Source organism: Candidatus Binatia bacterium (genome assembly GCA_026415395.1).
GTDB lineage: Bacteria > Desulfobacterota > Binatia > HRBIN30 > HRBIN30 > HRBIN30.
Map to the genome: position 1 here is coordinate 43,645 of JAOAHD010000001.1, position 18,282 is coordinate 61,926.

General features: G+C 60.3%; 15 protein-coding genes. 8 read left to right on the top strand and 7 right to left on the bottom strand.

Going from position 1 to position 18,282, the window contains the following annotated elements:
* Positions 1-24 precede the first annotated feature (24 nt).
* Positions 25-1,197 (bottom strand): sigma-70 family RNA polymerase sigma factor, encoded by a 1,173-nt coding sequence (locus N3C12_00140; protein ID MCX8070854.1) that lies wholly within the window; start codon positions 1,195-1,197, stop codon positions 25-27.
* A gap of 269 nt (positions 1,198-1,466) precedes the next feature.
* Here N3C12_00140 and N3C12_00145 point away from each other — a divergent pair, with 269 nt between their 5' ends.
* From N3C12_00145 to N3C12_00170, 6 genes are all read left to right on the top strand, one after another.
* A complete protein-coding gene (locus N3C12_00145) occupies positions 1,467-2,288 on the top strand; it encodes a cyclase family protein (protein ID MCX8070855.1) in 822 nt (273 codons plus the stop codon).
* A 683-nt stretch (positions 2,289-2,971) separates the two neighbouring features.
* Positions 2,972-3,925 (top strand): PfkB family carbohydrate kinase, encoded by a 954-nt coding sequence (locus tag N3C12_00150; protein ID MCX8070856.1) that lies wholly within the window; start codon positions 2,972-2,974, stop codon positions 3,923-3,925.
* Positions 3,922-5,295 carry an FAD-binding oxidoreductase gene (locus tag N3C12_00155; protein ID MCX8070857.1) on the top strand — a complete coding sequence of 458 codons (1,374 nt, stop codon included), beginning with the start codon at positions 3,922-3,924 and terminating at the stop codon, positions 5,293-5,295. Before N3C12_00150 ends, N3C12_00155 begins: the two co-directional genes overlap by 4 nt.
* Entirely contained in the window at positions 5,292-6,029 is a 738-nt protein-coding gene (locus N3C12_00160; protein ID MCX8070858.1) for an SDR family NAD(P)-dependent oxidoreductase, read from the top strand. Before N3C12_00155 ends, N3C12_00160 begins: the two co-directional genes overlap by 4 nt.
* Positions 6,030-6,033: 4 nt before the next feature.
* Complete coding sequence (locus tag N3C12_00165) at positions 6,034-6,699, top strand: histidine phosphatase family protein (GenBank protein ID MCX8070859.1); 666 nt, start codon at positions 6,034-6,036, stop codon at positions 6,697-6,699.
* 3 nt (positions 6,700-6,702) lie between these two features.
* Positions 6,703-8,709: an aminotransferase class I/II-fold pyridoxal phosphate-dependent enzyme gene (locus N3C12_00170; GenBank protein ID MCX8070860.1), complete on the top strand. Its 2,007-nt coding sequence runs from the start codon at positions 6,703-6,705 to the stop codon at positions 8,707-8,709.
* 69 nt (positions 8,710-8,778) lie between these two features.
* On the opposite strand, the gene N3C12_00175 is transcribed toward N3C12_00170, so the two are convergent.
* The 4 genes from N3C12_00175 to N3C12_00190 all read right to left on the bottom strand — a co-directional run bounded on the left by N3C12_00175 (position 8,779) and on the right by N3C12_00190 (position 13,397).
* Positions 8,779-9,636 (bottom strand): hypothetical protein, encoded by an 858-nt coding sequence (locus N3C12_00175; GenBank protein ID MCX8070861.1) that lies wholly within the window; start codon positions 9,634-9,636, stop codon positions 8,779-8,781.
* Positions 9,633-11,186: a PD-(D/E)XK nuclease family protein gene (locus N3C12_00180; GenBank protein ID MCX8070862.1), complete on the bottom strand. Its 1,554-nt coding sequence runs from the start codon at positions 11,184-11,186 to the stop codon at positions 9,633-9,635. The genes N3C12_00175 and N3C12_00180 overlap by 4 nt, the downstream gene beginning before the upstream one ends.
* A 530-nt stretch (positions 11,187-11,716) precedes the next feature.
* Positions 11,717-12,490 carry a 1-acyl-sn-glycerol-3-phosphate acyltransferase gene (locus N3C12_00185; protein MCX8070863.1) on the bottom strand — a complete coding sequence of 258 codons (774 nt, stop codon included), beginning with the start codon at positions 12,488-12,490 and terminating at the stop codon, positions 11,717-11,719.
* Positions 12,491-12,497: 7 nt separating this feature from the next.
* Entirely contained in the window at positions 12,498-13,397 is a 900-nt protein-coding gene (locus tag N3C12_00190) for an isoaspartyl peptidase/L-asparaginase (GenBank protein ID MCX8070864.1), read from the bottom strand.
* Between the two features lie 11 nt (positions 13,398-13,408).
* Here N3C12_00190 and N3C12_00195 point away from each other — a divergent pair, with 11 nt between their 5' ends.
* Positions 13,409-14,776, top strand: a complete 1,368-nt coding sequence (locus N3C12_00195; GenBank protein MCX8070865.1) for an ATP-binding protein — start codon at positions 13,409-13,411, stop codon at positions 14,774-14,776.
* 95 nt (positions 14,777-14,871) lie between these two features.
* On the opposite strand, the gene N3C12_00200 is transcribed toward N3C12_00195, so the two are convergent.
* Positions 14,872-15,078, bottom strand: coding sequence for a winged helix-turn-helix domain-containing protein (locus N3C12_00200; GenBank protein ID MCX8070866.1), 207 nt, complete (start codon positions 15,076-15,078; stop codon positions 14,872-14,874).
* 85 nt (positions 15,079-15,163) lie between these two features.
* A complete protein-coding gene (locus N3C12_00205; protein ID MCX8070867.1) occupies positions 15,164-15,631 on the bottom strand; it encodes a CBS domain-containing protein in 468 nt (155 codons plus the stop codon).
* 481 nt (positions 15,632-16,112) lie between these two features.
* On the opposite strand from N3C12_00205, the gene glgP reads away from it, so the two are divergent.
* A complete protein-coding gene (gene glgP, locus N3C12_00210) occupies positions 16,113-18,257 on the top strand; it encodes an alpha-glucan family phosphorylase (protein MCX8070868.1) in 2,145 nt (714 codons plus the stop codon).
* Positions 18,258-18,282: the final 25 nt, after the last annotated feature.

The following is an 18,282-nucleotide window of genomic DNA, read 5'->3' on the forward strand; positions in this document are numbered from 1 at the left end:
TTTCCCTGGCCGCCTCGTCGGTGATTACTCCAGGTAATCCTGCAAGCCCTGCTCCGCGCAGATCTGCCGGAGCATTTTGAGACCGCGAGCCTCGAGCTGACGAATCCGCTCGCGGCTTACCCCAAACTCCTTGCCCAGTTGTTCCAGCGTCTCCGTTTCATCGTCGTCTAGGCCAAACCGCCGCCGCAGAATCTTGCTCTCCCGAGGCGGCAGCCGCTTTAAGGCCTCCTCTAGCCGTTCTCGCAGCGAAACGTGCTCCGCAACTTCATCTGGTTCGGGAGTCTCCGCAGCCAACGTGCTTTCGAGCGTCCGGTCATCCTCGTCCCCAATGGGTGCATCCGTGGACAAGAACTGAAAGCTTTGTGCCATGGCTTCGAACCGCTCCGGATCGAGGCCATGCGAAGCGGCGATTTCCTCACGCGAGACCGGCCCCTCGTTTTCCATTGCCAGCTCGCGGGCGTCTCGCCCGATTCGCCGGCGGAACTGGTTCCAATGCACCGGCAAGCGGATCAACGAGCCTTGCATGTCCGCCGCTCGGCTCAGTTGCTGCCAGATCCACCAGGTAGCGTAAGTGCTGAACTTGATATTTCGCTGCGGATCGTACTTCTCGATCGCTCGCAACAGGCCGATGGTGCCCTCCTGGAACAGGTCCAGCGAGGTGAGCACAGGGTGCCGATACCTACGCGCGAAGAGGTTCACAAGCCTTAAGTTGGCCCGCATCATCTCATCGCGCAATACGCGATAGTCCTCGAGCGCGCGCTTGAGGTCGCGAACGAACGCCCGCAGCCGAGAGACCTTTCTGAATCCGGTCCGCCCGAACAACTTCCGATCCCGCAGCGCTTCCTCGGCGAAACGGAGGATGGTCACCGTCTCCCTTTCCCGAAAGTCCTCCTCCGGTAGGATCACCCCGCGACCGGCATCCTCCAGCGCGATCCGGCTCAGCTTCTTCGCCTGTGCCAGGACCCGCAAAATGCGGGAGCGCGCCTTGGCGATCTTGCGGGCGAGCGCCTCTTCCTCGGCACGTGTCAACACCGAAGTTGTTGCCAAATCAGCGGAAAACAGGGACTCTACGTCGCGCGCTTCCAACTCGCTGAGGTCCTCCGTCAAGCTTTCGCTCAATTCCGGGGGCTCCTCAGCGCGAAGCTCGTCGTCCCTTTCCAGAACGTTGTTCTCGTTAGTGTACTCCGTGTCAAACATGGCTTTTTCCGACGGATATCATCGGCGAAAATTCACCGAAGGTCTAGTGCATTTTTGCAATTTCGTTTCCACTCTCGTGGAACCTTCCATGCCCCCACTTCCGGCAAGCCGTCCACGACAGTGAGCCTGAATTTGCATCGGTTCCTGGGGCTAGTCAAGGACCTAAAAGGTCTACTCTCATCCCCTGCCCAGAAGAGAGCTAAGGCGCGCGGTAAATTGACTGCCCCCACCCGCTCGAATAGGCTACGGCTCGTCCGGGGTAACGAGCGATGGCACAAGCGCGCGTTTGCCTGTCCCTTTGCCTGTTTTGCTGCGCCGTAATCCTTACCAGCTGCTCTGGCTGGCCGGGGGCGACGAGCCCACTAGACGCGATCAGTGCGGAGCACGTCGTCGATCTCACCCACTCCTTTGGGCCAAGCACAATTTATTGGCCCACGGGCGAGTCGTTTCAGCTAGAGCGGCTCGCCTATGGCAAGACGGATCGAGGGTACTGGTATGCGGCAAACAAGATTTGCCTTCCCGAGCACGGCGGCACCCACATGGACGCGCCCATTCATTTTGCCGAGGGGCAACTGACCGCCGATGCCGTGCCTCTGCGCTCACTCATCGGGCCGGCTGCCGTGATCGATGTGCGGGGCGCTGCAGATAACAATCGCGATTACGAGGTGACCGTGGATGACATCCTTCAGTGGGAACGCCGCCACGGTCGTTTGCCAGAGGGCGCCATCGTCGTCTTTTTTACCGGGTGGAGCCGCTTTTGGGGAGACAAGCGCGCATACCTTGGGAGCGACAAGCCAGGGGACGTGTACAACCTGCACTTTCCAGGGCTGTCCGCCGCGGCAGCCGAGTTCCTCACCAAAGAGCGCACGATCGCGGCGGTAGCCATTGACACAGCCAGCATCGATCCCGGCCCGTCCTTAGATTTTCTAGCACACCAAATCTTGAACGGGGCAAATAAGCCCGCCTTCGAAAATCTCACGAATCTACACTTGCTGCCCCCTACCGGGGCCATTCTGATTGCGTTGCCGATGAAAATCCAGGGCGGGAGTGGCGGCCCCGCCAGGATCATTGCCGTACTCCCGCATCGATGACGAGAGCCTCGGGTGAGAAAGGCGGCTCAAGGGTTTCGCGACCCAACACCGCTAAAAAGAGGACGAGGAAGCTTCCAATCCTTGTTACTTCCTTCGTGATCCTCGCCATAGGTTTTTTCGCCTTCAAATGGACGCCTCCGTTGGCGCCTCCAGAGATCGCTGTCGAAACCCTGCCGCCGCCAATCTCGCCGAAGAACGCCACAAACTCATCCAGCGTCTGGTTGCGAGTCGAAAATCGCGGGGTTGCTCCACTCCGCATTTACGAGATCCGGAGCGGATGCAATGCCACCTTGTCACTGGGTGGGGCATGCACCGACTGCTCGTTTCCGATCATTCTCCAGAAGCACGCCCATTTGACCGTCCGCGTCGAGTTCCGCGATCGCCAGAGCTCAGGCATGTCAGAAACTACGGTGACCATTTATTCCAACGACCCAAGAACCCCAGCCCTGACCGTTCAGCTTTGACCGTCCCTGGGTCCTCACGATTGCTGTCACCATCCCACACGGAAACGCGGAAGGCAGACACTCGCTCGGGCGCGTCTGACCTCTGGCGCAAAAGCACCTCGCCGCCGGAGTACAGTTTGTAAGGGCGAAGTCCGTCAGAGCGATGCAACTGCGTTTATAGTTGTCGTGACACGCAGCGTTGTGTAGGCGTTGCCAAACGCTCCAGATGAAGAGAGGACGATGAGCCAGGTCGAGGATCGCGGAACTGTGGGTGGCGACGGGGCAAGGCCGAAGCGGGTAGTCGGTATTGGCACCAGTAGCGTGGATCACCTATGCATCGTCGCCCGGCACCCCCGACTGGACAGCAAGCAGCCGCTTGTTCATTACGAAGTGCAGCCAGGAGGCCAGGTGCCCACGGCGCTCGCAGCTCTGCAACGCTGGGGAATTCCCACCGCGTACGTTGGCGCGTTCGGCGACGACCCCGGAGGTCACCTGGTGCGCGGCGCCCTCGCCCGCGAAGGAGTTGATATCGTTGCCTCGATCGTCCGCCCCAACACCAACCAACCGGTTTCAGTGATTTTAATTGACGAAGTCACTGGAGAGCGATCTGTCCTTTACCAGCCTGCAAACACGTTGGCACCCCCGGACCTCCACGAGCCGGCAAGGGATCGCTTACGAGACGCGGCCGCGGTCCTTCTCGATGCCGTTGATTTACACCAGGCAATCGAAGCAGCCAAAATCGCCAAGGCCGCGGGGGCACTGGTTGTCTTGGATGTCGATTGCCCGGCACCCGGGATCGAAGAACTGCTGACCGTCACTGATGTGGTCATTACAGCCGCGGAATTTCCCCTGCGCTTGGCAGCTACCGACAACCTTCGGCGTGCACTGCGGTTTACGGCTAAGAAGGGCCCTTGGTTCGTAGGGGCTACGTTGGGGCCGGGAGGGGCGATCGCGTACGTCCAGGGTCGAGAGCACTTTGTGCGAGGTTTCCCCGTGCATGCCGTAGACTCCACCGGGGCCGGCGATGTGTTTCATGCCGGGTGTATCTTCGGCCTCTTATCAGGCTGGAATGTCACCGACACTCTTCGCTTTGCTGCCGCTGCCTCTGCACTAAAGTGTCGGAAGGTTGGAGGCCGCCCCGGCATCCCCACTGTCGAAGAGGCTTTGTGTCTTGCCCGGAGGGACGAGCGGTGACAAAGCCTGGCGACCTCACAGCACCCAAGGCGCTACCCTCCTGTTCCCCGCTCCTGCCTGTCAGTGGATGGGGCCGTTACCCGGTTCAGGAGGCGAGGCTATGTGGCGATGAGAACCTCGCTGTGGTCGGCCGCTACACAACATTATCGCGGGGGCTCGGCCGATCGTATGGCGACGCAGCGTTGCCAGCGCGGGCCGGGGGTGCACTCACCTCAACGTTGTTTGCCGATCGCCTCCTTTCGTTTGACGCGAGCACCGGCATGCTTCGGGCCGAGGCCGGCTGCCCCCTGTGGCGAATCATCGAACTCTTCCTGCCCCGGGGTTGGTTTCCTCCTGTCACGCCCGGTACGAAGTACGTCACGCTCGGAGGCATGGTCGCCGCCGATGTTCACGGCAAAATGCACCACTCTCAAGGCAGCTTCGGCGACCACGTTGTCTCCATCCTCTTGGAGGTCGCCGATGGTCGCGTGATCGAGTGCTCAGCGGAACAAGAACCGGAGCTGTTCAGGGCAACCATTGGCGGCATGGGTCTTACTGGGCACATTCTGGAAGTCAGCTTTCGGATGCAAAAGGTTCCTTCGCCCTGGATTCACGAAGAGGTCGAAACTGTTTCCGACATCCGTTCGCTCCTCTCCACCTTGCGTGCGGCAGGGCGGGACTGGCCGTTTACGGTGGCTTGGGCCGACCTTTTGAACACACCGCCTCTGTTCGGCCGTGGCGCAGTGATGAAAGGCCGGTGGGCCCAACCCGAAGAAGCTCCCCCGCAACCTCCAAAGCCGCGAAAACCCTTACGGGTGCCGCCCGTTTTCCCAGACTGGTTTCTGCAGCCGTGGATGCTGCGCGCATTCAATCGCCTGTACTTCTATCGGGCCTCCCGAGCCACGGGGCGCCGCATCGTCGACCCGGACACCTTCTTTTATCCCTTAGACGCGCTGCTGGATTGGAACCGCGTGTATGGCCGGCGCGGATTCACGCAGTACCAGTGTGTGCTGCCGGCTGAGGACGGTTTCGAAGCTCACGAACAGTTTGTGCTCAAGCTGCGCCAACTGGAAGCCCCGGTATTTCTTGCTGTCATCAAAGACTGCGGGGCTGAGGGACGGGGTGTCCTGTCGTTCCCCCGCCCGGGCGTTTCCTACGCCTTTGATCTGCCGATGTCTGACCGCACGCAGCACATCGTCGATGCCTTGAACGACTTTGTCATTGCCGCCGGAGGGAGAATCTATCTGGCCAAAGATGCGCTCACACGACCAGAGCATTTCCGCGCTATGGAACCCCGGCTGGAGCGCTTCTTGGCGATCCGCCGGCAGTGGGACCCGCAGGGCCGCTTTCGCAGCGCCTTATCGGTTCGCCTTTTCGGAGACCAACCATGAAAGCGGCAATCCTTGGTGCCACCCGAGGGATGGGCCGTGCATTGGCTCGGGAGTTAGCGCGGCGCGGCCACCAGCTATTCTTGCTTGGACGCAACCAGCGTGAACTCGAGCGGAGCGCTCGTGACCTAGAACTCCACGGTGCACCCCCACCCGTGGCGCACACCGAGTGCGATCTGGCGAACACAAGCACCTTTGAAGATGTGCTGGCGGCTGCGGATCGCGCCCTGGGCGGACTCGACACCGTGATCGTCACGGCAGGGATCTTTGCGCCCCAAGAGGAGCTCGAAGCGGATCCTAACCTCACCGCAACGCTCCTGCAGACCAACTTCACCAACACAATCCTTTTCTGCGAAGCCGCACGCAAACACCTGTTGGCAAGGGGCGGCGGCACACTGTGCGTGTTCAGCTCTGTTGCGGGCGAACGGGGGCGAAAGCCCGTCGTGCTCTACGGTGCGACCAAAGCGGGCCTCAGCCGCTACCTCGAAGGCTTGGACCACCGGTACCACAGCGCCGGTTTGCGCGTCGTGACGGTGAAGCCTGGATTTGTGCGAACGAGCATGACCATCGGTCTGAAGCCGCCTCCGTTCGCTGGAGAAGCTGACCAAGTGGCGAAGACGGTTGCAAATGCCATCGAACGAGGCCGACCGGTCGTGTACGCCCCCTCGATTTGGGCTTTTATCATGGCCGTGATACGCTGCTTGCCACGCTTCGTGATGAGAAAAGTCAACTTTTGAGCGGATGGCTGTGAGTAAGGTGATCACGCTTGTGCTCCTGCGACACGGCGAAACCGTGGCGGGATCGAGCACGCGGTACTGGGGAGCAACAGACGTGGCCCTAAGCGAATTTGGTCGAGAGCAGATGAGACGAGCGGCTCCCTTCGTGGCGCAACTTGGGGTCGGTCAGGTTTTCACCAGCTGCCTGTCTCGCACCCGCGATGCCGCAGCGATCGTGGCACCGCAAGTGCCCGCCATCGCTCTCAAAGAACTCAATGAGGTGAACTTCGGACGGTGGGAAGGGCTCACCCGAGAACAAATCGCTACCGCATACCCCGAGGAGTACGCCCGCTGGCAACGCCGCGACCAAAACTTCCGTTACCCAGGCGGAGAATCGCTCGTTGAGTTTCAAAGACGAATCGAACTCGCCCTCAACCGAATCCTGGACTCGGCTGCGCCCACAACCCTGGTCGTCGCCCACCGTGGCGTCATCGCTCGACTTCTGGCTCAGTTGCTCCATTGGGACACGACACACATGGCTACCCTGCACATCCCTCTTGGCTCGCTGCACCTATTGCGCCGCGTGGCGGACCACGTTTGGAAACCGGAACGTCTCGACTACACAGCTCATCTCGATGCTCTTCGCCCGGTCGCCGCAGAGGAGGAAGCTCAACCCACGACACGCAACTGAGCTATGGCCAGACACTCTTTGAGCGTCACCTACCCATATGCGCTTCCCTCGGAAGAATTGCAGCTCTCGCCGATCAAGGCGATCGAGATCGAGGCGGCGCATATTCCCGGTGTCGTGTCCTTGGCGCAGGGAATTCCCAGCTTCGACACCCCAGAGATCATCAAGTCCTATGTGAAGCAAAAACTCGACGAGGGTGCGTGCGCCAAGTACAGCTTGTCCCCTGGTCTCCCTGCACTTCGGGAGCTGATCAGCGAGCACCTGCGCAGCGAGGGGATGCAGTACGACCCCGAGAGCGAGATCATTGTCACTTGTGGTTCGATCGAAGCGATTACAGCAAGCCTCCTTGCGCTCGTCCCATCGGGATCGGAAGTGATCGTCACTTCGCCGACTTATACTTCGTACTCCAGCGCAATCCGACTCGCCGGGGCGGTTCCGCGATTTGTTCCGCTGGTTGAGGATCTCGGCTTCGACCTCGACCACGAGATGCTGCTGCGGGCCTTCACGCGGAAAACCCGGGCCGTATTGATCGCTCAACCCAACAATCCTACCGGCACGATCTTCCCAAAGTCGACCGTGGAACTCTTGTTGCAGCTCGCAGAGCGACATGGTGCTGTGGTGATCTCGGACGAGGTTTACAAAGAGTTCGTGTATTCGCCAGAGCCGGTGGTGAGCCCTGCAGCGTTTGCTGCCCATCGACACCACACGGTGCGCGTCTGCTCGTTTTCGAAGGCCTATGCCATGACCGGTTGGCGCGTCGGCTTTCTTCATACGGACCGCCGCCTGGCGCAACGCATTCTTCGAGTCCATGACACCTTGGTGACGTGCGCCCCGGTAGTTTCCCAATACGCGGCGATGGCGGCACTCGAACACTCGGACGCAATCGTGGTACCGTTTCGGGAGCAATTCCGCTTGCGGCGCCAGCGTATGATCGAGCACCTCGACAGCCTGTCCGCGGTTTTTGATTACCAAAAACCAGATGCTTCTTACTTCGTGTTCCCGCGTGTCAAAGACAGCGCCCCCTATGCCCGGGATTCCCATGCGCTCGCCTGTGCCCTTCTTTACGAAGCCCGCGTGGCCGTCGTGCCCGGCAGCGCCTTCGGACCAAGCGGCGAGGGCCACCTCCGGCTGTGCTTCGCCCGCGACCCAGCAGACATCGACCTGGCGTTCGAGCGAATGCGCGACTTCTTCAAACTCCCCCGGCGCTCACCTAGTGCCGCTGCTCACAGAGTTGTTCTCGCTCCGGCCAAATCTTCACCAGTGAGAGTGAGCTGGCGGCGGCAGTTTGCGGCCGCTGTTTTTTCCCAGCTCGCCCGCCTCAGCCTCCGCATGCACCGACCCATCGTCATCGGGATCGCCGGTGGACGTGGGAAAACCGTGGCAAAGCGGGTGTTTTTGGAAATCCTATCGCGCCGTTTTCAAGTGCGAGTTAACCCGTTGTCCTACAACACGGAAATCGGGTTGCCCCTAGCGGTTCTCGGGGTCCAGTTCGAAACACTGCAAACACGCGCGGTCCTCAAGGGCTCTCTTGTCGCATTGTACCGCGCGCTCTCTCCTGAGCGCAGTGCCGTGCTTGTGCTCGAGTACGGAGTGCGCCAGAGCGGAGATGCGCAGCGACTGCTCGATATCGTCGAGCCGGACATTCTGGTTCTTACTCCGACTGCCGGAGCCGGAGCTTACGACGAGCACTCCTCCGCTACCCTGCGAGACGAGCTGGCAACGTTAGTCCGGTGTGTCGCGCAAAAGCCCGCCCCGATCATCGCTTGCCAGGACGATCCGTTTTGCCGCAGTCTCGATCTGCCCAAAGGCACCTGGTTTGTGTCGAGTGAAGCGGACACAGCCAGTGGCTGCGCGGTCACGGCGAGCGTCGAAGGCACCGAAATTCCCTTGGGCCGCGACTTCGTGGGCACGAGCGAACTTTACGCACAGCGTGCCGCACTAGTTGTCGCTCGTGTCCTCGGTACCCCGCTGCAAGACCTCTACTCGCTGGCGGCAGGGGATCACGATCGATAACACGGACGCCCCACGACTTGGCCCCGGGGGCATTTCGGGACGAACAGGAGCCGCTTGCAGGATCTACCCTCAGGAGGGCACGATCAATGCGGTTCCCACTCGGATGAGGGTTGCATCCGTGTCCGATGGGGTCGTGCCCACGAGCACCTGGTTCGGCCCCACGACATCCCAAATCAATTCCTCACGACAATTACATTCCGCAGATGCTCCGATGATGAGCGTCTCGACGGCCTCCTCGCCAACCAGTTCACCGGGAGCGACCACCTGAACCGCGCTCCCAACCTTCCCAAGGCCTAACAGCAACCCCAGCTGCGCGGGGTTTTTCCACCATGCCTCCAGGGTAGGCATAAAGGACACGAGGTCGACGGCGGCGGACCAACAATGCCGCTCGATCATGCTCACGAACGACCAGAACAAGCACCGTTCGATTGGCGAGTTCGGCCCGACAAAGCACGGATGTGAAAAGAATTGCGTTTCCTCCGCCAATGCCACCACCGTTGCCGCCGGGCTGCCAAGCTGCGCGCGCATACGAAGCTGCCGCACGAAGGCACGCGCGGTACGCCAAGCGCTGTCTTCGCCTCGTCCGCAGCGTTTTCCCTCTGCAACCCGCTGAACTCGATCTCTCAACCCGAGCGGGAAGAAGGGTTTCCCAAACAAGGTCGCACTTCCCACTGCGTCATCCTCATCAGCCAAAGCGGGCAGCGCCCCGAGCAGATGCCGGATCCAAGGATGGATCACAAAGAGCCAACGGCCGCGCGCAACAAAGCCCCGTGCACAACGGCTGAGGGCCTCTACCAACGCAGAAGCGGATCCGGAGCTGGCACACACCGCCAGCACGGCACCCGCAACGCTGCCCTCGGCCAACAGAGGCGCCAGCGCGTACTCTAACGCACCAGGCGTCCTCCCCGCATAACGGAGAATCTTCACAACGCCCCCTCAAGGCAACCGCCGCCCAGCAAGCCGCTCTCGCTGATCGTCGCCCGCCAGTTCACGTACTCAGCAACAGCCGGCGGCAGATGCGCCTCTTTGCTAGCCTGCCGAACCCCCCCGCTTGCCTCTTCACCGCAGTGCGCAAAGAAAGGGCAGCGCACACAGTCGCCAGCTGCCGGCGTGCGGGGGAAGAAGCCAGTACGCACCAAGCTAAACATGACGCCAAGGGCCCTCTCCGTCGTCTCGCGCAAGGATTGCAACGCCGTTGTCGCGATCAGCGTCCGCTGCACCCGGTCGGGGTTCACCGTCAGAATTGTTGCCTCGTGTACGCTCCCTTTCTCCACCAGCGCTCCCGCCTCGGCCGCTACCACATACAGCCCAAGCTGGAGGCCTTGCCGTAGATCCAGCCCTTGTGCCTCGCCGAGGGCCTGTCCAACCGTTTTCAGCTCACGTACCGCAAGCCCTTCGGGAAGCCGGATGAGCCAATCAATGGAGCCCCGAACGTAAAACTCGCGCTGCGATACCTGCAGTCGCACGCCGACAGGCTCTCCGAAACGGAGCTCAGCCGCAACAAATTCGCCTGCCTGCGAGTTCCATTCGTCCAAAATCACCTTCCGCACGGCGACCTGAAGGCGGGCGAGTTCTCGCGTTCGTGCCTCCATTCCCCACAATGGGTAGGAATCCAGGAAGCTTGCGAACTTATCTTCGACAAGCCCTCTCGCACACTCCAGCCAATGGAACACGTCCCGCACCCGTCGATAGAACTCCGCACCGGAGCGACGGAGAAAAGCCTCTACGCCACCGTGTACGAGCTCACCAAACACATGGGGACTGATCCGCGCCGTGTGCAAATGCGGCGCCGGTGGCTGAAGACGGGCCATGCGCTCCAGGGCAAAGCGATAGGGGCAACTCAAAAACAGCGCGAGACCAGTGGCGGATACCGGCCGGCCGGCCCGCGATCCCCAATCCTGCAGCCACGCTGGGTCAATCTCGAGGAACAATAATTTTGCCGGCGCCAAGGCCTTCCGCTCCCTCGTGCCAGCCCTGCCATTCGCCAATGAGGAGTTCCACTGCCGATTCGTCACCGTCTCCGAAGCGGAAGTCGCGTGTGGAAGAGCTCCATGCGGACTCTGATCGGGTGTTCGAGCGAACGCTTCTTCGTCGTCACCTCTCGGCATCACGAACAGAGGCTCCGCGCCGCGCTCCGGAAAACCAGTCATGACCACCACATGTGGATCCAACATTTGGTTCCCTGGAATGACAAGGGCGTTCAACCGCCGAGACAGCCAATGCAGGAATTCCCCGCCAGCCACGCCTTCTTCGCCCTCCACCGCAGGAGGGCGAAGGGCCTCACGGACCGCGTTTCTTGTCTCCGCGGGCATCGGCATCACAAGCCACTTTCGGGCAAAGCTCCAGTATCGATCCAGCAACTCCGTGAGCGTTCCGCCCCGAGTCAAGGCGTCGGCCAACGAGTCGAGCTCGCGCAGCGCGGGCAATATTGGTCGGAGTTCACGGATGACCCGCTGCGCCTCTTGTGCGCGAACCATCGCAGATCGCCGTTCACCCGATCGGTCCATTCGCTTCGTTGCGTTTAGGTCGGCACGGGCCCGCGCCAGAAGCGCCGCCAGTCGATCATGCCACCGATGAGGACCACTGGCATCTAGGTGCGCCCCGGTGGCTTGCAAAAGAAAGAGGGCACGGCGAACCGTGATCCGGGGTAGCCACGCCTCTGGTGTTGCCAATGCGTCCCCGGATCCACGGCGCACAAATGGCAGCAGGCCTGCAACGGACTCCGCAGAAAGGTCGCTCTCCAATGCCGCGATGAGTCTTTGCAGGCGGGCATACGCGGAACTCCCAACAAATGGTAGACCTGGAACAGCTGCGACCCTCAACGACGGGGAACACCTCACTGCGACGTGCTGAAAAAGCAACGGCACATAGGGAACGAGCGCAGGAACAACCACCATCCAAGGCCGCGGTGCATCTTGAGCACGCTGCTGCCGCAGCCAGAGAACCGCCTCGTTGACGCAATCGAGTACCGTCATACGGCCCCGCAGGGTCGCAAAAGCCGCAACCTTTACAAATTCGGATCAAAGTTCGCGAGCACGACTTCCCTTACACGCTCATTCAGTCTGTCCCGCTCGTCCAAGCTCATGCCGGCAGTCTCAATTGGCTTCGCGAGAACGAGCTTCACCCGCCCTCCTGGACGGATCAGCAGCGCGTTTTTGGGGAGAAGCTTCCAAGTGCCGCTGATCGCCAGCGGCACAATCGGCAGTCCAGTGCGGAGAGCTAACGTCACCCCTCCCTTCTTGAATGCATGAACCCGTCCGTCCGGACTGCGTGTTCCCTCAGCGTAGAACAGAATGCAGAACGGTTTTCCCGCCTTCGCTTGCACCGCCACACGTTCGTTGATGCGAGCGATTGCCTCGTCCGGTTTCGCCCGATCGATGACGATATGATCACTCATGCGCAGCGCAGTACCGAAAAACGGGATGCGCAAAAGTTCTTCCTTTGCGACGAAACGCAAGCGCAGCGGGAGCGCTGCCAGAGTGACCCAAATATCGAAGTTGCTCAGATGATTGGAAATGATCACGTAAGAGCGATTGGGGTCGATATGTTCGAGCCCTTGAACCTCTACGCGCACGCCACAAACGAACAGGACAATTCGGCTCCAAATCGGCGCCAAGAAATCGATGGCCCACGTGCGCCGTGTCGCTATCGTGACGACAATCGCGGGGATCGCGAGGACAATGGTGACGAGTGCTACCACCGCATCGGCTAATACCCCCCAGGCAATACGCCACAGCGGCAACGAGAGCAAAGAAGTGTCCTTTGTCGCAGCAACCGTCATCGCTTGCTTACCTCGAGCACGTGTGTAGCGCGCTGTCGCAGGCTGACATCCAGGCAACAATGTCCCCGCTTTGCGATGTCATCAACGCCACTGGCATCGCCGGCGTGTTATGCGCAGTGCCCACGCGGCCGAGAGGATCGACCAAAATGATCCCCGCCTCTCCTCCAACGCGGCGCTCAAATTCACGCAACGCTTCCGCCGCTGAGATTGTCGGAGAAAGCCCGCGCTCCATCTGCAGCACGGCATAGCGCGCCAGTCCGAAGCGCAAGATTGCTTCTCCGTCACCTGTGGCAGAAGCCGCTCCTCCGCGGTTATCTGCATACGTGGCAGCGCCCAAAATGGGAGAGTCCCCGACGCGACCACTCCGTTTGCCCTTTCGCCCTCCAGTGGAGGTAGCCGCGGCCACGTTGCCTTCCCGATCCACAGCCACCGCCCCTACGGTTCCTCCACCCTCGCTCGAACCAACTATCCGGCGCTTGGCCGCGGCTACAAGTTCCTCTTGGCCCACCATTTCTAGCCCCAGGCTTTGCGCCAACTGGTCGGCCGCCGCGCCGGCAAGCAGAACCTCACGGCCGCTCTTCAGTACCTCCACTGCCAGTTTCACCGGGTGCCGCACTGCACGAACCAGAGCAACGGCCCCGCCCTTGAGCTCCTTACCTTCCATAACTGAGGCATCCATCTCCACTGTTCCGTCTTCCGTCAGGATAGAGCCTAAGCCGGCATTGAACATGGCCGAGTCCTCTAACACGGCTACCGCGGCGGCAACCGCCGCGAGAGCACCCCCGCCATCCACCAGGATCTCCCAAGCATGACGGACGGCTTGGCGGCAGGCCATGAGGACCTCAGGCGCTTCACTTTCTCGCCAGTGTCCCGCACCACCGTGAACAACACAGGCCAGACGACGCATCACCCTTCACCGTGGAAGAACACGAAGCCGAATACAATTTGTGGCTGCAACTTTTTCGTTATATACGCAACTTGGTGGCGCAAACTGAGGGCCCAGTCCGAGATTCTTTCGAGGCAGACACCCAGCGACGCATCGCCGAGCGGCTACCCATCGCCGGGATTGCATTCGCGCTCGTCATTGGCCTGGCGTGGATTTTTGAACACCGCTCGTTCCCCGAACGCGACTCGGTATACGCAGTGTTCTATAGCCTCGAGCTGATCACCATTGCCCTTAGCATTTGGCTCGTGCGCAAGCCGAAGCTGCGGCAACGCGCCCGTGACTTGGCGTCGGTTTGCACCGTAGTTTTGGTTGCTTTGGTTACCGCCTACCACATTACGGTTCGTTCCACGGGCGACGTGCTCGCTCTCGCTCTGCTCTACATTCTCGTCGGCACGATGGTGGCAATCCCCTGGGGTTGGCGAGGTCAGATCCCGGTGTCCGTGGCCGCAACCCTCGGCTTTGTGCTCACCATAGCGGTTGGCGGGCAGCCAGTGGTGCCGGTCTCGATGCACATCCTCGGGCTTGTGGCCATGGCATCCCTCACAATTTTGGGCGCCGGATTTCTCGACCGACAGCGCTGGGTGCTCTTCCAGCAAGCGGCAGAGCTCCAACGGTCCAATGCCGCATTAGCTCGAGCCAACAAAGAACTCGAGCGCGCCAACGTAGTCAAAAATGAGTTCCTGGCCAGTGTTTCGCACGAACTCCGCACACCGTTGAATATCATCATGGGCTATGTGGACCTTTTGGCCGAAGGCACTTTTGGCCCGTTGCCTGACGAGGCCGCTGAAATTGTGGAGCGGCTGAGTCGAACTTCACGAAACCTCGTGTTTCTCGTCAGCGATCTTTTGGACCTCTCCCGCATCGAAGCAGGCCAGCTCCATATCGAACTGGCTAACGTGGAACTCGAACAAATCTTCGACGAACTCCGTGAGTATGTCGCGGGGCGACTTAACCACAGGCCGGTGCAATTCATTATGGATCGGCCGTCAGGTCTAACCGTGTACGCCGACCGAAATCGGCTGCAGCAGATTCTCCTGAATTTGCTCTCCAATGCCCTCAAGTTCACGGAAAAGGGCTCGATTCATTTGTACGCAACCGCCAGCAACGAGGGCTACGTCGAAATCCACGTAGAGGATACTGGCATCGGCATCGCCCCTGAAGAGATACCTCTGCTCTTCGAACCGTTCCACCAGAGCAAAGTCGGCCGCCAAGCCGGCGGAGTGGGAATTGGGCTGGCGCTTTCCAGGCGCCTAGCCACCGCGATGCATGGAGAGATTTTCGCCCACAGCGAGTTGGGCAGGGGCTCCCGGTTCACTTTGCGGCTGCCACGTGGCAGTTAGAGAGAATTCAACGCCCAACCCAAGCCGATCTCCACGCCGAGAGCCGGCTGGGAACGGAGGAAGGCTTGGCCCCCTTCCCAACAAATCTACGAGGTTTACCTCAGCGCTAGAATCGTCTTCTGTCCTTCGCTGCGGATCTGCAACTTATCTTCCCGCGCCAACCAACCCACTGCAGCGTAAAATACGTCGCTTCCCATCTTAAGCTTGCGTTTTAAGGTGTCCGCAGCCGTCGGCCCGTTGGCATCGAGGTAACGCCACACTTCTCCAGCGGCGGAGCCGATATCATTCAACGTACTCGCCATGTTTCCTCCCTCGTTCGCTTCTCCGATTGCTGCCACCGCAGCTTTTCCGTTGGCGATCCGTTTCGATCGAGCAACGCTTAGCACTTTAGGCGCCAGCCGCGCCGCGGTACAGCTCGGGTTTTCCGCTCGACTTCACAGCTTGACACTCTCCCAAGACTTCCATGAACGCCTTCAGCAGATCGGAACGTGTGAGAATTCCCACTAGCCGTGCACCTTCCACCACAGGTAAGCAACCAATTCGCTCGCGACGTAACAAGAGTGCAGCGTATGCAATGGAATCGTCGGGCTCGACCGTGAGGACATGGGGAGTCATCGCCGCCTCAACCACGAACTCCCCCGCATCTAGCGCTCGAGGGTTTCGACCGGCTACCTCTCGTGCGGACTCAAGTGCGTCGTGTATATCTCGCGCGGTCAGCAGCCCGACCAACCTCCCTTCAACCACGACAGGCAATTGATCGATGCGGTGTTCTTCCAGCAAACGCTGCGCCCTAGCCAGCGAATCTCGGGGAGACACGGTGACCACGTTACGGGTCATCCATTTTCGAACTTGCATGGCTTTGTCCTCCATCTGGTGGCTTCCGCTTCGTTCCTTCCGCAAGAATTTTGCCAAAAGGGCAGCTCTTAATTGCTGTAAGTCGAGAGACGACCAAAACTTGCACGGCTGCAAAATCAGCAAGCCACACTGCATCTCGTTCCGGCGTGTTTCCACAGCAGCACGGACGTGTTTCGCGAGTCTAAGAAATGCAGAAACCAACGAATCGCTTTCCAAGTAGCCCAGTTGCCGCTACGGGCCGCAGAAGAAAACCGCATGTCCAAACTTCCAGAACTCTCTGAGCTCGCATCACTCGATGTTGGAGAACCTACAGCACTCGCACGAGGACTCGCTCCGGCAAGCCAAAAGCGGGGCGCTGGAAGTTTCCGGGTCATCGTGACTTGCGTTTCTCTCTCCCACTTGCATAGGAAGCAGAAACCACCGCGACACGGGTTGGGAACCAACGCTGGGGACTAGTGGCGGCTGAGCGAGGAAGGAAACGATGGTGGAATCAACCCGATGGGACGGCCAACGCGATGTGCGCGCTGCGATTGCGGACTTAGAAGAGCGCTTACCAGAGAGTCTTCGCGACTTGGCCTGGCTGGCCATGAACTATCGCTGGTCCTGGCACCCCGATGGGCCCGGGCTGTTCGCGACGATTGACGCGGAGTTGTGGGAAACGCTCAAGGAAAATCCGCGCGATCTACTTTGCCTTGCTCCCCGCGCCCGCTTGCGCGCCCTAGCGCAAGACCCCGCCTTTGTACAACGCCTGGCGGCTGTGGCTGAGGCCTGCCGCAAGGACTTTTTACGGCCCTCGTACCCAGGCATCCCGACGGATCAACCGGTGGCCTACTTCTGCGCCGAGTTCGGCTTCCATCCCTCGGTGCCGATTTACAGTGGTGGACTGGGTGTGCTCGCGGGTGACATCCTCAAAACCGCTTCGGACCTCGCTCTGCCAATGGTCGGCGTGGGAATCTTCTACCGCCAAGGCTATTTTCACCAGCGGCTCGACAGTTGGGGTTGGCAACACGAGTACTGGATCGATCTCAGCTTCCGTCGCCTTCCGACCGTATTGGTTACGGGCCAGGACGAAAAACCCATCCTCGTCTCGGTGCCGATCAACGGTCGGACCGTCTTCGCCCGTATCTGGCGCATCGATGTGGGCCGTACGCCGTTGTACTTGCTCGATACCGATCACGACGCCAACGAACCGATCGATCGCTGGATCACATCTCGGCTCTACGTGGCAGACCGCATGATTCGCTTGGCTCAGTACGCCATCCTCGGCATCGGTGGTGTGCGCGCTCTCGATGCGATGGGCATCACTCCCAGTGTCATTCACTTGAACGAAGGGCATGCCGCACTTGCCACATTTGAGCGGTTGCGCCAACGCCTCGAGCGAGGAAAGCCGCTCGATGCCGCACTCGCGGAGGTGCGGAGCCAAGCCGTTTTTACCACCCACACACCCGTGCCCGCCGGAAACGAGGGCTATCACGAACAAGAGTGGGGAGCGGTACTGGGAAGCTATTTGGATCGCCTGGGAATACCCAGACAGACGTTCTTCGATTTCGGTCGAGTGGCGCCGGGGAATCCTCACGAGGCGGTAAACATCACGCCACTTGCGCTGCGGACCACAAAGCTAGCCATTGGCGTGTCGCGTAAGCACGGCGGAGTCTCGCGCGCCCTGTGGCACCCCTTGTGGCCCGACCGCACTGTCGAAGAGGTACCGATTCGTCATGTGACCAATGGCGTGCACGTCCCAACGTGGATGGGCCCTGAAATGCAAAGTTTGTTTCGACGCCATCTTGGCGAGCAGTGGCTCGAACATCTGCACGAACCGAACTTCCTCGAGCGGCTCGCCACCATTCCGGACGAGGAACTGTGGAGCGCACGGAACGCCCAGCGCAAGTATCTCGTCGACTACGTGCGCGCGAAATCCGTCCGTGACCGCCTGAGTCGCGGCGAACAAGCCGATTACACGCGCGCTGCATGGGAAACCTTTTCTCCCGACTCCCTCACCATCGGATTTGCCCGCCGAGTGGCTGGGTACAAGCGTTTCTATTTACTCGCTCGGCTCACCGAAAACGGCATCCTGCAAACCTTGGAAAATGCCCACACTCCGTTCCAGCTTGTCCTTGCTGGCAAAGCTCATCCTGCGGATCACGAAGCCAAGGAAGACTTGCGAAATCGCTTCCAACTCAAGCACTCACCGGAAATCAGCAAGCGCGTGGTTTTTCTCGAAGATTACGACCTCGCCATTGCTCGCGTCCTCACGTGGGGCGTCGATCTCTGGCTCAACCTGCCCCGTCCGCCGCTGGAAGCTAGCGGAACGAGCGGAATGAAAGTGGCGCTGAACGGTGGCCTGAATCTCAGCGTCCTCGACGGGTGGTGGGACGAGGCATTCGACGGCGAGAACGGGTGGGGAATTCGCTCACCAGAGGCTGACCCCCACACCCAAGATGAACACGATACCCGGGTTCTGGCAGAGTTGCTCCAGCATGAGGTGATTCCGCTGTTTTACGAGAGAGACGCTACCGGCCTCCCCCGTCGCTGGCTGGCGAAAGTGAAGCGCTCACTGCGCACATTGGTCGGTCATTTCAGCGCCAACCGGATGCTTCGGGAGTATGTGGCCTTACTCTACACGTAAGGCTTGCGCCGGAGGAGGCACGTTC